Source organism: Herbaspirillum sp. SJZ106 (assembly GCF_006715495.1).
In the GTDB taxonomy this organism is placed as follows: domain Bacteria; phylum Pseudomonadota; class Gammaproteobacteria; order Burkholderiales; family Burkholderiaceae_D; genus Herbaspirillum.
Genome location: NZ_VFNI01000001.1, coordinates 141,440 through 155,317, shown reverse-complemented (window position 1 = coordinate 155,317; position 13,878 = coordinate 141,440). Strand labels below are relative to the sequence as shown.

Sequence of the window (13,878 nt, the reverse complement as noted above, 5' to 3'; positions counted from 1 at the left end):
ATTGTTAACAGGCCCTAGTCTGCGCCAACTCCAACGCAGACTATAAGCAAGTTTTTCCATTCCTGCCGGCGCGCAAGCAAAACGGCACGCCGGCGACCGTGAAGCTGCCGGCGTGCCGCTTGGGCCTGAACCAGTTCCTAGACGATGGCGTCTTCCACCCCGGAGCGCGATTCCTGCGCCTGCGTGCGGTGGTGGCGGATCTCGGCGCGGATCTCCTGCGGGTTCTTCAGCAGGTTGAGGATGGGGCAACTGGCCTCCACCGCCTCGAACAGCGCCTTGACGTCCTCATCCGGTGCCGGCGAATCCAGGTGCACCACATAAGCGATGTCGTGCGGCCAGATGGGGATGTGCTCATGGCCGGGACGGCCGCCGCGCGGATCGATCTTGCCGCTCACCTCCACTTCCAGCGAATCGATCGGCACCTGGCGCTGCGCCGCCTGGATCAGGAAGATATGCGTGACGCAGGAGCCCAGCACGCCCAGTTGCAGCTCGGGCGAACTGGGCCCCAGATTGTAGCCGGCGAAATCCGGCGGGCTGTCGCTGATGACCTGGTGGTCTCGGATGCGGATGCGCCGCACGCCGCTGCGCCCTTCGGCCGACACGCGCGCCTGCAGGGCATTGGGGCCGGCGTTGCCGGCTTCGATCAGCGCTTCGCGCGCCAGCACGGCGCTGCGTTTTTCGCTCAGGTAGTGGTTCAGTGATGTCATGGCGTCCTCGTTGTCTGCGGTCTTGTCTGCGATTGCTTGTTTGCGATTGCTTGTTGGCGATTGCTTGTTGGCGATTGCCCGTTGGCGGCTGGCCGCGACAGTTTCCCGCCGCGCGCGGCGCCGTCGCAACGAAGCAATCCGCATATGGATATGCCATGCCCGGCACATATGCTTGCTCGCTCTTGTTCGTTTGCTTGCGTTCGCGGCCGGTTCATATTTCACATCTTGCGGCCGCCACGCCTGCCGCTTTCCTGCATTTCCTTCGACCTCAGTGGAGCCATGACCAAATGAAAAAAGACCTCCCTTCGCTTGAACAAGACACATCCGCCTCCTGGTCGCGCCGCGACATCCTGCGCGCCGGGGGCGCCGCCGCACTGGCCGGGATCGGGGGATCCCTGGCCGCCGGCAGCGCCTGGTCGGCCGGCGCGCCGCACAAGCTGACCTTCGCCTGGAGCGCGGTGGCTTTCTGCCTCTCGCCGGTGGTGGTGGCGCAGGAAAAAGGCATCTTCGAAAAGAACGGCCTGCAGGTCGAACTGCTCAACTGGGGCGGCTCGACCGACCAGTTGCTCGAAGCGCTGGCCACCGGCAAGGCCGACGTCGGCGTGGGCCTGATCCACCGCTGGCTCAAGCCGCTGGAATCGGGTTTCGACGTCAAGGTGATCGGCGCCGCGCACGGCGGCTGCCTGCGCATGGTGGGCGTCAAGGACGCCGGCGTGAGCAACTGGAAACAGCTCAAGGGCAAGACCATCGGCGTGTCCGACCTGAACAGCCCGGCCAAGAATTTCTTCGCCATCCACCTGGCCAAGCGCGGCGTGGATATCGACAAGGATGTGCAATGGCGCGTCTACCCGGCCGACCTGCTCGATGTGGCGGTGAAGAAGGGCGAGATCCAGGCGATCGCCGATGGCGACCCGAACGTGTACCTGATCGAAAAACGCAACCAGGGCGTGTTCACCGAGATCGGCAACAGCGGCACCGGCGAGTACAAGGACAAGATCTGCTGCATCACCGGCGCGCGCGGCGATTTCGTGCGCAACAACCGGCCGGCCGCGGCGGCCGTGGTGCGCTCCATCATCCAGGCCTCGGAATACGTGGCGGAGAACCCGAACGAGGCGGCCAAGCTGTACGCCAAGTATTCGCCCAAGGTGCCGGTGGCAGACCTGCGCGCGCTGCTCACCGACCTCACTTACCACAACCACCCCACCGGCAACGCCCTGCGCTCGGAGGTCGAGTACTTCGCGCGCGACTTCCACACGGCCGGCGTGCTCAAGAAGGGCACCGACCCGGCGCGCTTCGCCAGCCACGTGACGGTGGACGTGCTGGCCTGACATGGCCGCACGCCGCAACCATGAAAGGAGCCTGACATGACGACCACCAGCGTGATCCCGAATGCAAATGCGACCGTGACTGCGCCTGCGCTTGCTCCGCCGCAGCGCCAGGCGGCGCCGTGGCGCGCCGGCTTGCTGGCGGCTTTTGCCTGGCTGGCGCTGGGCCTGCTGACGCTGGCGTGGCCCAACAAGGAAGTCGGCTTCAGCGACTGGGCGTTCACCGCCGAGTTCGGCTACGCGGCGACGGCGGTCGCGCTGCTGCTGGCCGCGCTGTCGCTGGGCGCGGCCAGCAAGGCGGCCGCCCGTGCGGTGCGCCTGCTGCGCCCGGCCGGCCAATGGCTGGTCGCCCTGCCCGTGTTGCTGGGCGTGTGGGAAGTGCTGACCGCCAAGCTGGGCGTGCTGCCCTCGCCTTTCTTCGCTCCGCCGCAAAGCCTGATCGAAGTCTATGCCGAAGACTGGCCGCGCCTGGGCCTGTCCACCGCGCATTCGCTGCGCCTGCTGGTGCATGGTTTCGCCAGCGGCGCGGCGGTCGGCTTCCTGGTGGGCGTATGGATCGGCTGGTCGCGCATTGCCGGTTACTGGGTGCATCCGGTGCTGCGCTTCCTGGGGCCGGTGCCGGCCTCGGCGCTGCTGCCGCTGGCGTTCTTCTTCGCGCCGTCCAGCTATGCCGCCGCGGTGTTCCTGATCGCGCTGGCCACCGGGTTCCCGGTGGCGGTGCTGACCTGGTCCGGCGTGGCCTCGGTCAACAAGAGCTACTACGACGTGGCGCGCACGCTGGGCGCGTCGGCATCCTTCCTGGTATTGCGGGTGGCGATACCGGCCGCGCTGCCGCAGGTTTTCGTCGGCCTGTTCATGGGCCTGGGCGCGGCGTTCTCGGTGCTGGTCACCGCCGAGATGATGGGCGTCAAGGCCGGCCTGGGCTGGTATTTGCAATGGTCGCAGGGCTGGGCCGCCTACAGCAACATGTACGCCGCGCTGATCGTGATGGCGGCGCTGTGCTCGGGATTGATCACGCTGCTGTTCAAGGTGCGCGACCGCGCATTGTCGTGGCAGAAAGGAACCGTGAAATGGTGACGGCAACGCAGCAGAATCCGCAACAAGACGCGCGACCGGCAACCCCGCCGGCATCTTCCGAAGGCGCGCGCATCGACGTGCGTCAGGTCAGCCACTGGTTCGCGTTGCAGGGCAAGAAGCAAGGCGTACTGCAGGTGCTCGACGATATTTCGCTGTCGGTCGAACCCGGCGAATTCGTCGCCCTGCTCGGCCCCAGCGGCTGCGGCAAGTCGACCTTGCTGCGGCTGGTGGCGGGGCTGGAGCCGGCCACCGCCGGCGATATCCTGCAGGACGGCAAGCCGATCGACCGCCCCGATCCTTCGCGCATCGTGGTGTTCCAGGATCCGACCCTGTACCCGTGGCGCAAGGTATGGGACAACGTGGCGCTGGGCCTGCAGGCGCGCGGCCTGTTGCAGCAGCACCGCCAGCGGGTGGACGATGCGCTGGCGCTGGTGGGCCTGGAAGAGTTCGCCAACGCCTTCCCGCACCAGCTCTCCGGCGGCATGGCGCAGCGCGTGGCGCTGGCGCGCGCGCTGGTCAACGATCCCCAGTTGCTGGTGCTGGACGAACCGCTGGGCAAGCTCGATTCGCTCACGCGCCTGACCATGCAAAGCGAACTGGTCTCGTTATGGCAGCGGCAACAATTCTCCGCCCTGCTGGTCACGCACGACATCGAAGAGGCGCTGTTCCTGGCGCAGCGGGTGATCGTGTTCGGCCCGCGCCCGGCCAGCATCCATGCCGAAATCAAGGTCGACCTGCCCTATCCGCGCCATCGCGGCGACGCCAGGCTGGCGCAGTTGCGGCATGAGGCGATGCGTCACCTGGGGCTGGATGGAAGTTGGTGATCCCTGACGCCGGCATCGACTGGGATGCCTGCATCGGCCTGCTGCTGCAGGCGATGCAGTCGCTGCAGCAGGGCCTGTTGCATGTGCTCGCCGCGCTGGACGCCACGCGGGATATCGATGGCCAGCCGGCCTGGCCTTTTGCGCTGCGCCTGAGCGGCGAAGTCATGCTGATCGACCGCAGCGTGGCGCGCGCGCTGCTGGCGGCATTGGCCTATAGCGCGGCCGCCTTGCTGCTGGCGGCGCTGGCCTGCGCCTGGAAACGGGCGCGCATTCCGCTGCTGCTGGCCGGCGGTGCCTTGCTGCTGTTCACTCCCTGGCCGGATGCGGCCCTGTTCACCGCCCCCGCGGCGCCGACCAGTTTCCATGTTTCCCCCACCGGGTTTTCCGCCAGCGCCATCGTGCGCGGCGAACGACTCTATACGCAACAATGCATCGCCTGCCACGGCGCCGACGGCCGTGGCAACACGCCGCTGGGGCTGTCGTTGCCGGTCGCGCCGCCCAACCTGTCGAGCGGCCTGCTATGGCGGCGCAGCGACGGCGATATCTTCTGGAGCCTGCAGCACGGCAAGGGCGGCATGCCGGCTTTCGCCACGCGCATCAGCGTCGCCGACAGCTGGGCCCTGATCGACTACATGAAGGCCAATGCCGCCGGCGTGGGCATCGCCGCCACCGGCGCCTGGCCGCGGCCGGTGGCACTGCCCGACATAGCGCTGGCATGCCGCACGCCGGGCGCGCCGGGCACGCCGGACACGACGCGCCTGAGCCAATGGCATGGACAACGCGTCAGGCTGGTAGTGGCCGAATCCGGGAAGGCGCCGCCAACCGAGGATCCCCGCCTGCAAAGCGTGCTGCTCGACGGCGCGGCCGCATCAGCCGATAGCGTCGGCGCCATCGCTTGCGCCAACAACCAGCGCGATACGCTGCGCGCCATCGCCATCATCACCGGCACCCCCGAAGACAAATTGCCCGGCACGCAACTGCTGGCCGACCGCGACGGCTGGCTGCGCGCGCGCAATGCCGGCGGCGAGTGGTCGCCGGACGACATGCTGTGCCGTTCGACAACGGCGGTGGAAGGTGCAGGGTCAGGCGCCGGCAACGCGGCCGGCGGGATGGACCAGTTGATCGCGGCCATGGATGCGGATCCGGTGCGTTTCGCCAAGGGCGGCTTCTTCACGCACCGGCAGAGGTGAGGCGCAGGTGTGAGGCACAGGTTCTAGGCCTGCAAGGCGGGCAGGCGCTGGTCGATCGCTGTGACGGCCCAGGCCATGCCGGCCGCTTTCACTTCATCGAAGTCCTCATACAGTCTTTCCTTGTCGCGCCAGGGCGGCCAGGCCGGTTTCCACTCCGGCTTGATCTGCACGGCCAAGTGCCAGCCGTCGAGCATTTCGAAGCCGACGACGCTGATCTCATGATCGCGGTAATGGCAGGTGTGGATCAGGGACTGCATGGCATGCCCAGGAAGGGGAACCTCTTCAGTATAGTGCGGGGGGAAATAAAAGCGATGGCTATCCAGATAACATGCAGCATGCCCATCTTCCCCACCACGCGCCGATTCCTGCCGCGCAAAAAACAAAACCCGGAGCCGCGTTGCGGACTCCGGGCCTGGTTCAAGAGGGAACGGCTCAGTCCCGACCTGCAGCCTGGTAGCCCTTGCTGCTCATCGGCACGAACGCCAGCAGCACGCCGAGGATGGACAGCGCCAGCACATAGTGCGCCGGGCCCTGCACGTCTTGCTTGATCCACAACGAGATCAGGATCGGGGTCAGCCCGCCGAACACCGCATAGGCCATGTTGTAGGCGAAGGACAGGCCGGAGAAACGCACCGGCGGCGGGAAGGCGCGGGTAGCGACGATCGGGGTGAGCGCGATGCTGCCCACGAACAGGCCGACCAGGCCATAGCCCCAGACCAGCGATTCGGGAGAACCCGGCAATTGCCCATAGAACCATACGGTCGACAGCGCCAGGCCGCCCCAGCCGATGATCATGCAAGCGCGCGTGCCGATGCGGTCGCACAGCCAGCCAATGACCAGGCAACCGATGGTCAGCATCAGCGTGCCGGCGCAGTTGGCCTGCATCACCAGCTTGGCCGGCAGGTGGTGCACGGTCTGCAGGTAAGACGGCGTCATCAGGATCACCACCACGATGGCGCCGGACAGGCACCAGGTCATGCCGGCGGTCAGGAAGCTGGCGGCGCGGTGCTCGCGCAGCACCGTCTTGAGCGGCAGTTCCCTGGACTGGGCGCGGCGCGCCGCCAGTTCCCGGAACACCGGCGTCTCTTCGAGGTAGCGCCGCAGGTAGACCGACACCAGGCCGAACACGCCGCCCAGGATGAAGGGAATGCGCCAGGCGTAACCCGTCACCTCGCCGGGTTCGAACACGCTGTTGATGAAGATGCCCATCAGCGAACCCAGCAGGATGCCGCCGGTGATGCCGGCGGTCAGCGAACCGACGCCGAAGGCGTAGCGGTTGGCCGGCACGTGTTCGGCCACGAACACCCAGGCGCCCGGCATCTCGCCGCCGATGGCGGCGCCCTGCAGGGTGCGCATCAACAGCAGCAGGATGGGCGCGGCCACGCCGATGCTGGCGTAGGTCGGCAACAGGCCGATCACCAGCGTGGGCACGGCCATCAGGAAGATCGACAGCGTGAACATGCGCTTGCGGCCGATCACATCGCCGTAGTGGGCGATGACGATGCCGCCCACCGGGCGCGCCAGGTAGCCGGCGGCGAAGATGCCGAAGGTCTGCAGCATGCGCAGCCACTCGGGCATGTCGGCCGGGAAGAACAGCTTGCCGACCACCGCCGCGAAGAACACGTAGATGACGAAATCGTAGAATTCCAGCGTGCCGCCCAGGGCCGACAGGCCGAGCGTCTTGTAGTCGGAGGAAGTGAGGGGGCGATGCCGGGACTCGTGGATGGCCCCGGTATATTCAGCGGAAGTGGACATGGTTTTTCAGCACAATCGGCAAAACGGCATCCCCGGTCCGTGCGCCCGGCATTTGCCCAATGCAAATGCGGCCGGCACACCGGGCCGGAGAACCGGTTCGGTATCGTTCAAGCATTAAACGGGTGGATCGCAGACGGCGTGTCTGCGAAGGACAGATTCAGCGGAAAACGTAAAGCGAAGACCTACGATTTAGCGGCGAAACTGGGAACATGATACCTGAAAGCGGCGAAACTTTCGCATCGCAGCATTTCTTGCTGTTTTCCAACCGCGCCACAGCATCCAACGCATGACTGTCGCGGCGAGAGAATCCAGCCTCCCTCATCCGCATCGCAACAAAAAGTGAACGCGAGCCCTGCCTGAACGGTTTCATGAGCATGCTCTTCCTCTATGCCTGCTCCCTTCCTTTGCACACCGGCGATGCCAATGCCATATGCGAACCAAGGCCTCCGCTTTTTACGAGCCATGCCTTTCAGGCGTCGAGCACGATGTCCACCGCCGCGCTCCGGTGCAGTATCAGGAAACCTTCGCCATAGATGTTGCGGATCTGCATCGGCGCATCCGCGTGCGCACGCAGTTTCTGGCGCACGCGGTAGATCAGCGCATCGATGCGATGGGAATCGTATTCCTCGGCGCCGGACCTGAGCAGGTCGAACAGCTGTGCGTGCGAGACCGGATAATTGGGACTTTGCAGCAGCGCCGCCAAGGCGATGCTTTCCTTCTCGGTGAACTGCAGCGACACCGCATCGCCATTGGCCAGGCGGCCCGATTTGCGGTTGAAGGTCCATCGCTCCGATTCCGGCGGGCGCTGGTGCGGCGCGGTCTTCATCCGGCGCGACAAGGCCGTCAGCGTCGCCGATATCTCTTCCAGCCGGACCGGCTTGACCAGGTAATAATCGGCGCCTTCGCTCATGCCGCGCACCCGTTCTTCCAGACGGGTGCTGGCGGTGAGGACGATGATGCCCATCGATGGGAAATGCTGCCGGATCGAGGCAAGTTCCAGCAGGCCGGCATCGGCGATCAGGATATCGGGCTGCCGGTTTCCCAGGATATCCAGCGCTCGCGCCAGGGCCGGGCAACTGCCGGTCTCATAGCCTAACCCTCCGACATGTGCAGCAAGCCTGTTGCACCAGTCGGCCTCGCCTCCAACGATGAATACTTTCATTTAATCTAGCGTTCCGGACGAAACAGATTCTCAGGACTGACGAAAGCACTGCCGTCGCCCTTGCCGGACGCGCCTCCGGACCCACCCCGCGAGCCCCGCAATACTTTCCATATTTACAACGTTATACAGAAAATATCTTCGAATAAACTCATAAAAACTCGCAAGCAACCTGCAAACGTTTTCACCGGATCGCCATTGCCGCCGCGGACATCCGCAAGGCTCCGGACGCTCCCCGCGCTGCCTTCACCGCCATTACCTGCTAAGGTGTCAATTCCATGTCACCACCTGCCGGCCACAGGCCTGTCCATTTCATGCGCCTATTGATCCTGTCCGACCTCCATCTTGAAGTCTGGCGTGAAAACGCCCCCGCCATCCGTCCCGCATCGAGCCGGCCCGACGTCGTCATCCTGGCTGGCGACATCGACAAGCCGGCGCGCGCGCTGGCCTGGGCCGAGCGCACATTCGCCGGCCTGCCGGTGATCTATGTCAGCGGCAACCACGAAGCGTATGGAGATAGTTGGGAAGGGGCGCTGCGCAACCTGGCGCGGCCGGGAGCGGCGCCTTCCAACGTGCGCCTGCTGAACCGGAGCGAAACCGTGATCGGCGGCGTGCGCTTTCTTGGCGCCACGCTATGGACCGACTACGCATTGTTCGGGGAAGAGAAACGGCAAGCCGCGATGGCAGCGGCCGAGCCGGTGATGCTGGACTACCGCCGCATCCAGGTGGAAGACGGCGGCCTGCATCCGATGACGCCGGACGACACGGTGCGGCTGCACCGCGCCGACCGCGCCTGGCTGGCGGAAAAACTGGAAACGCCGTTCGACGGCCGCACCGTGGTGGTCACCCACATGGCGCCATCGCTGCGTTCGGTGGCGACGCGTTACGCGCAGGACCTGGTATCGGCGGCGTTCTCATCCAACCTCGACGCCCTGGTGGAACGCGCCGACCTGTGGGTACATGGGCATACCCACGACTCATTCGACTACCGCATCGGCAACTGCCGCGTCATCTGCAATCCCTGCGGCTACCTGCGGCGCGACGGCACGCCGGAAAACGAACGCTACAACCCCGACCTGATCGTCGAGGTCTGAGGCGGGGCCGGCGTTCAGGCTTCAGATATCGGTAAACACCGCCGCATCGGCCAGCCGCGACTTCGGCAACGCGGCATTGAAATCGCCGGCGCCGCTATAGCCCAGGCCCACCAGCACGGTGCTGGTCAAACCCTTGGCGCGCAATCCCAGCTCCTCGTCCAGCACCTTGGCGTTGAACCCTTCCATCGGCACCGCATCGATCTCGAAGGTGGCCGCGCCCAGCAGCAGCGTGCCCAATGCCAGGTAGACCTGCTTGTCCATCCAGTGCTGCGCATCCTTCAGGTCGTAACGGTGCAGGTCGCTGTACGACAGGCGCGAGCCGCGCTGGCCGGCCTTGGCCTCGGCGTTGATGAAGCGGCCGTCGCGCTCTTCCTGCGCCAGCAGCGCTTCCAGGTGCGCTTCGGTGATCGCGGTGCGGGTGCACAGCACCAGCACGTGCGAGGCATCGACGATCTTGGACACGTTGTAAGGGAAGCCTGCCTCGGCGGCCTTGGCCACGCGCGCCTTGCCGGCATCGGTGGACGCCAGCACGAAGTGCCAGGGCTGCGAATTGACCGAGGACGGCGCAAAGCGCAGCAGTTCGCGCAGCTCGGCGATCACGCCTGCCGGGATCTTGCGGGCCGGATCGAAAGCCTTGGCGGAATGGCGTTTCTTGGCGAATTGGACGATGCTCATGAGGGGTTCTCCTTGATGATGGCGGATGGCGGATGACATATTGGTCGAATCGGGATGCAAGCGTGTTGCAGCGTTCCCCGGCCGCCATCATCGGCGATCCGCCAATATCAAAAAAGGAGATGGCAGCAGAAACATTTTCAAAAATATTTTGAAAGTAAAATGCCAGTCATTTCCTCCTTCCTTGCCGCGCCATGATCCGACTGGAAGACCTGCTCATCTTCGTCAGCGCCGCCGACAACGGCAGCCTCTCGGCCGCCGCGCGCCAGCACGACATCACGCCCGCCGTGGCCAGCGCCGCCATGAAGCGGCTGGAAAGCGAACTGGGCGCGCGCCTGTTGACGCGCTCCACCCGCAGCCTGCGCCTGACGCCCGACGGCGAACGCTACCTGCAATACGCGCGCAACACGCTGGCCGAAGTCAATGCCGGGCGCGACGCGGTGGCGCACGGTCGCCGCATCGTGGGCGGCAACCTGTCGCTGTCGGTGCCGTCGGACATGGGGCGCAACCTGATGTGCCAGTGGCTCGACGAGTTCCAGTCGCTGCATCCGGCGGTGACGCTGCAAGTGCGCATCAGCGATCGCGTGGCCGACATGTTCCGCCAGCCGGTGGATGTGGCGATCCGCTACAGCGCCCCGGAAGACTCCAGCCTGGTGGCGCTGCCGCTGGCGCCGGGCAACCGCCGCGTGGCCTGCGCCTCGCCCGACTACCTCGCGCGCCACGGCCGCCCGCGCACGCCGGCCGACCTGCGCCAGCACAATTGCCTGCGCTACCTGCTCTCAGACACGTTGCACACGCGCTGGAGCTTCATCAAGGAGGGGGTGTTGACGCACGTGACGGTCAACGGCGACCGCGTCTGCGACGATGGGGAAATGGTGCACCGCTGGGCGGCCAACGGTTACGGCATCGCCTACAAATCGCACCTGGATGTGCTGGCCGACCTGCGCAGCGGCCGGCTGGAGACCGTGCTGGACGACTACGAGGGGGAAAGCTCGCCGCTCAACCTGGTCTGCACGCACCGCACGATGGTGTCGCCGACGGTAACGGCACTGCGCGAACTGCTGGTCGAGCGCATTGCGCGCTACATGGCGGCGCGCTGACGCCGCAGGCTCGCAATCCGTTTCACCATGCAACGGGCTCTCAGGCCTTGAACGCCACGCGACGCCCGCCCAAGCCGGGCAAGGCCGGCAGCAGCAGGCCCAGGCACAGCAACCCCATGCCCAGCAGCAGGTCGGGCGAAAGCGTCTCGCCGAAGATCAGCGACGACAGCGTCAGCCCCACCACCGGCACGCCCAGCATGCACACCGACACCGTCACCGGCGACAGGCGCTGGGTCATCTGCAGCACGATCAGGAAAGTCAACGCGGTCGCCAGCGGGCCGGTGTAGGCGATGACATACCAGGAACGATGGTCGAGCAGGAAAACCGGCCCCCCTTCGAAAAGCAGCGCCAGCACGCACAGCGGCAACGCGGCCACCAGCGTCTGCCAGGGCAGCAGGCTGAAATCCAGCTTCACGCCCGGGGTCAGCTTGATCTGCAGGATATTCGCGGCCCACGACAACGAAGCGGCGCCCAGCATCAAGTAGCCGATCATGCTGTGCAGGTCGGCATGCAGCAGCGCGGGCAGCACGATCACCGCGATCCCGGCGTAGCTGCACACGGCGGCCAGCGACTGCTGCGCATTGAGCTTTTGCTTCAACACCAGCGCCGCCCCCGGCACCACCCAGATCGAAGTGGCATAGGCGATCAGCGAAGCGCGGCCGGGCATGACGAAATGCAGCGCGCCCGTCACCAGCGCGGTAAACAATCCCATCTGCAGGATGCCCACGCCAGCCACGACCGGCCATTCGGCGCGGGTCGGCAGGCGCAGCTTGCCGAGCGCGAAGGCAATCGCAAAACTCAATGCCGCGGCGGAAAGGAAACGGCTGGCGGCGAACCACAGCGGCGGAATGTAATGGCTGCCGAACTTCATCACCGGCCAGTTGCCGCCCCAGATGCAAATGGCCGCCACCACGCAGGCCAGAAACCATCCGCTCATCGGCTTGTGCCTGGGGGCGGACTGGGGGATGACGCGGGCGGCCGCGTTTTCGATCGACATGCTGGACTCCGTGGAAGACAAAAGGAGCATGCCAAGCGCGCGAAAAACGGCCCGGGTCCGGCCGTTCCGACGCATGCTGCAATGCATCCAAAACGGCTCCATGGTAGACAAGAGGCGGCAAATAGTGCTGCCGTATTACAGAAATGAAACTGGCTTTTTCGGCATTTCCTGCTGCAAAAATATTTTTTATAGATTTATTATTTTTTCAAACCTTTTTGGAGCAGCATCTTCCACTTCTTGGTGCATGACCCGGCACTACCCTGCCGTGATGCACAAGCGATGGCCGGAAACGATAACGGCGCCCACCGGGAGCGCCGTTCTTCACCACACCGCCGGCAGATCAGCGCAGCAACGGCGCCTGCTCTGTCGCCTGTTGCGCCGATATGGGCGCAGTGCGCTGGCTGCGCTCCAGCGTAAACACGCCAACCAGCGCCACCAGCTTCTGCGCCTGTTCCTGCAGCGACTGCGCTGCGGCAGCAGCCTGCTCCACCAGCGCGGCGTTCTGCTGCGTGGTCTCGTCCATCTGCGTGATGGCATGGCCCACCTGCTCGATGCCGGCGCTCTGCTCATGGCTGGCGGTAGCGATCTCGTTGACCACGGTAGACACGCCCTGGATGCTGGAGACCACCTGCTGCATGGTCTGGCCGGCCTGCTGCACCAGTTGCGTGCCGGCGTCGACCTTGCCCACCGAATCGTCGATCAGTTGCTTGATCTCCTTGGCCGCTGCCGCCGAACGCTGCGCCAGTGAACGTACCTCCGACGCCACCACGGCGAAGCCGCGTCCCTGCTCGCCGGCGCGCGCCGCTTCCACCGCCGCATTCAGGGCCAGGATGTTGGTCTGGAAGGCGATGCCGTCGATCACGCTGATGATGTCGACGATCTTGCGCGACGAGTCGTTGATGGAGGTCATCGTCTGCACAACCTGGCCGACCACGTCGCCGCCTTCGATGGCCACCTTGGACGCGCTCGCCGCCAGCTGATTGGCGTGCTGGGCATTGGCGGCATTCTGCCTGACGGTGGAGGTCAGTTCCTCCATCGCCGATGCCGTCTCTTCCAGCGAGCCGGCCTGCTGCTCGGTGCGGTTCGACAGGTCCATGTTGCCGGTGGCAATCTCGTCCACCGATGTCTTGATCGACTCGGTGGCGCTCTGGATACCGTGCACGGTATCGACCAGGCGGTCGCGCGTATAGGCCACCGCCGCCACCAGACTGCGGTTGTCGCCGCTGGTGCGGATGGCGCCGGTCAGGTCGCCGGCGGCGATCTTGCGCGCCATATCGGCGGCTTCGGCCGGTTCGCCGCCGATGGAGCGGAAGATATTGCGCGAGACCATGCCGGCAATGACCGACAACAGCACACCCAGCACCACCAGCACCGCCACTGCCTGGATCAAGGCCTTGCGGAAGTCGGCTTCGATGTCGTCCGAATACACGCTGCAGATCAGGTCCCAGTTCCACGGCTTGAAGCGCTTGACGAAGCCCATCTTGGGGCTGGGCTTGTCGGCCCCCGGGCGCGGCCACCAGTATTCGAGGAAGCCCTTGCCGGAAGACGATGCGCCGGTGGCGGCGATCATCTTGTACAACTCGTTGCCCTTGGCGTCCTTGAAGTCGATCAGGTTCTTGCCATCGAGCTTGGTATTGATCGGATGCATCACGACCGTCGAATCGGCGCCGACGATAGTCACATAGCCGTCACCGGTATAGCGCTGGTCCTTGACGCGGGCGATGGCGCCCTTTTGCGCGTCTTCATGCGACATCTTGCCCTCGGCTTCCAGCCTGGCGTAGCCGGCGATCAGGCTGTGCGCCATCTCGGCGACATCTTCCAGCGCCCGCTGGCGTTCGGAAATCTGCAGGTCGCGGGTCTGGTAGGCATGCCAGACCGAGAGGAACAACAAGGCAACCAAGGAGAAGATCAGGGGCAACCAGAGTTTTTTCTTGAGCGAGAGATTGTTCATCGTCGATGTCGGCGTGTTGTTGGAATG

General features: G+C 65.2%; 13 protein-coding genes. 6 read left to right on the top strand and 7 right to left on the bottom strand.

What is annotated here, in order from left to right:
* Window positions 1-137: 137 nt before the first annotated feature.
* Window positions 138-707 (bottom strand): OsmC family protein, encoded by a 570-nt coding sequence (locus tag FB598_RS00690; RefSeq protein ID WP_141911605.1) that lies wholly within the window; start codon window positions 705-707, stop codon window positions 138-140.
* Window positions 708-994: 287 nt separating this feature from the next.
* On the opposite strand from FB598_RS00690, the gene FB598_RS00685 reads away from it, so the two are divergent.
* From FB598_RS00685 to FB598_RS00670, 4 genes are read left to right on the top strand one after another with little or no spacing between them, the layout of a single operon-like run.
* A complete protein-coding gene (locus FB598_RS00685; RefSeq protein ID WP_141911603.1) occupies window positions 995-2,035 on the top strand; it encodes an ABC transporter substrate-binding protein in 1,041 nt (346 codons plus the stop codon).
* A 36-nt stretch (window positions 2,036-2,071) separates the two neighbouring features.
* On the top strand, window positions 2,072-3,109 hold the full coding sequence (locus FB598_RS00680) for an ABC transporter permease (protein WP_141911601.1): 1,038 nt from the start codon (window positions 2,072-2,074) through the stop codon (window positions 3,107-3,109).
* A complete protein-coding gene (locus FB598_RS00675) occupies window positions 3,103-3,933 on the top strand; it encodes an ABC transporter ATP-binding protein (protein WP_141911599.1) in 831 nt (276 codons plus the stop codon). The genes FB598_RS00680 and FB598_RS00675 overlap by 7 nt, the downstream gene beginning before the upstream one ends.
* Window positions 3,930-5,123 (top strand): cytochrome c, encoded by a 1,194-nt coding sequence (locus tag FB598_RS00670; RefSeq protein WP_370454985.1) that lies wholly within the window; start codon window positions 3,930-3,932, stop codon window positions 5,121-5,123. The genes FB598_RS00675 and FB598_RS00670 overlap by 4 nt, the downstream gene beginning before the upstream one ends.
* A 23-nt stretch (window positions 5,124-5,146) precedes the next feature.
* Here FB598_RS00670 and FB598_RS00665 read toward each other — a convergent pair whose 3' ends face one another.
* The 3 genes from FB598_RS00665 to FB598_RS00655 form a co-directional block, all read right to left on the bottom strand.
* Window positions 5,147-5,380, bottom strand: a complete 234-nt coding sequence (locus FB598_RS00665) for a hypothetical protein (protein WP_141911597.1) — start codon at window positions 5,378-5,380, stop codon at window positions 5,147-5,149.
* 175 nt (window positions 5,381-5,555) lie between these two features.
* On the bottom strand, window positions 5,556-6,878 hold the full coding sequence (locus FB598_RS00660; protein ID WP_141911594.1) for an MFS transporter: 1,323 nt from the start codon (window positions 6,876-6,878) through the stop codon (window positions 5,556-5,558).
* A gap of 469 nt (window positions 6,879-7,347) precedes the next feature.
* Window positions 7,348-8,040 (bottom strand): response regulator transcription factor, encoded by a 693-nt coding sequence (locus tag FB598_RS00655; protein WP_141911592.1) that lies wholly within the window; start codon window positions 8,038-8,040, stop codon window positions 7,348-7,350.
* Window positions 8,041-8,351: 311 nt separating this feature from the next.
* Here FB598_RS00655 and FB598_RS00650 point away from each other — a divergent pair, with 311 nt between their 5' ends.
* Window positions 8,352-9,131 (top strand): metallophosphoesterase family protein, encoded by a 780-nt coding sequence (locus FB598_RS00650; RefSeq protein ID WP_141911590.1) that lies wholly within the window; start codon window positions 8,352-8,354, stop codon window positions 9,129-9,131.
* Window positions 9,132-9,152: 21 nt separating this feature from the next.
* Here the strand turns inward: FB598_RS00650 and nfsB are convergent, their stop codons facing one another.
* Entirely contained in the window at window positions 9,153-9,806 is a 654-nt protein-coding gene (gene nfsB, locus FB598_RS00645; RefSeq protein WP_141911587.1) for an oxygen-insensitive NAD(P)H nitroreductase, read from the bottom strand.
* Between the two features lie 191 nt (window positions 9,807-9,997).
* Here nfsB and FB598_RS00640 point away from each other — a divergent pair, with 191 nt between their 5' ends.
* Complete coding sequence (locus tag FB598_RS00640; protein ID WP_141911585.1) at window positions 9,998-10,903, top strand: LysR family transcriptional regulator; 906 nt, start codon at window positions 9,998-10,000, stop codon at window positions 10,901-10,903.
* A 40-nt stretch (window positions 10,904-10,943) separates the two neighbouring features.
* On the opposite strand, the gene FB598_RS00635 is transcribed toward FB598_RS00640, so the two are convergent.
* Entirely contained in the window at window positions 10,944-11,900 is a 957-nt protein-coding gene (locus FB598_RS00635) for a DMT family transporter (RefSeq protein WP_141911582.1), read from the bottom strand.
* A gap of 340 nt (window positions 11,901-12,240) precedes the next feature.
* Window positions 12,241-13,851, bottom strand: a complete 1,611-nt coding sequence (locus FB598_RS00630; protein ID WP_141911580.1) for a methyl-accepting chemotaxis protein — start codon at window positions 13,849-13,851, stop codon at window positions 12,241-12,243.
* Window positions 13,852-13,878 lie beyond the last annotated feature (27 nt).

Excerpts from the sequence above, each read along its gene's own strand:
- FB598_RS00640 (WP_141911585.1), top strand. The coding sequence starts at position 9,998 with ATGATCCGACTGGAAGACCTGCTCATCTTCGTCAGCGCCGCCGACAAC.
- FB598_RS00685 (WP_141911603.1), top strand. The coding sequence starts at position 995 with ATGAAAAAAGACCTCCCTTCGCTTGAACAAGACACATCCGCCTCCTGG.
- FB598_RS00680 (WP_141911601.1), top strand. The coding sequence starts at position 2,072 with ATGACGACCACCAGCGTGATCCCGAATGCAAATGCGACCGTGACTGCG.
- FB598_RS00630 (WP_141911580.1), bottom strand. The coding sequence starts at position 13,851 with ATGAACAATCTCTCGCTCAAGAAAAAACTCTGGTTGCCCCTGATCTTC.
- FB598_RS00665 (WP_141911597.1), bottom strand. The coding sequence starts at position 5,380 with ATGCAGTCCCTGATCCACACCTGCCATTACCGCGATCATGAGATCAGC.
- FB598_RS00675 (WP_141911599.1), top strand. The coding sequence starts at position 3,103 with ATGGTGACGGCAACGCAGCAGAATCCGCAACAAGACGCGCGACCGGCA.
- FB598_RS00690 (WP_141911605.1), bottom strand. The coding sequence starts at position 707 with ATGACATCACTGAACCACTACCTGAGCGAAAAACGCAGCGCCGTGCTG.
- FB598_RS00635 (WP_141911582.1), bottom strand. The coding sequence starts at position 11,900 with ATGTCGATCGAAAACGCGGCCGCCCGCGTCATCCCCCAGTCCGCCCCC.
- FB598_RS00655 (WP_141911592.1), bottom strand. The coding sequence starts at position 8,040 with ATGAAAGTATTCATCGTTGGAGGCGAGGCCGACTGGTGCAACAGGCTT.
- nfsB (WP_141911587.1), bottom strand. The coding sequence starts at position 9,806 with ATGAGCATCGTCCAATTCGCCAAGAAACGCCATTCCGCCAAGGCTTTC.
- FB598_RS00650 (WP_141911590.1), top strand. The coding sequence starts at position 8,352 with ATGCGCCTATTGATCCTGTCCGACCTCCATCTTGAAGTCTGGCGTGAA.
- FB598_RS00660 (WP_141911594.1), bottom strand. The coding sequence starts at position 6,878 with ATGTCCACTTCCGCTGAATATACCGGGGCCATCCACGAGTCCCGGCAT.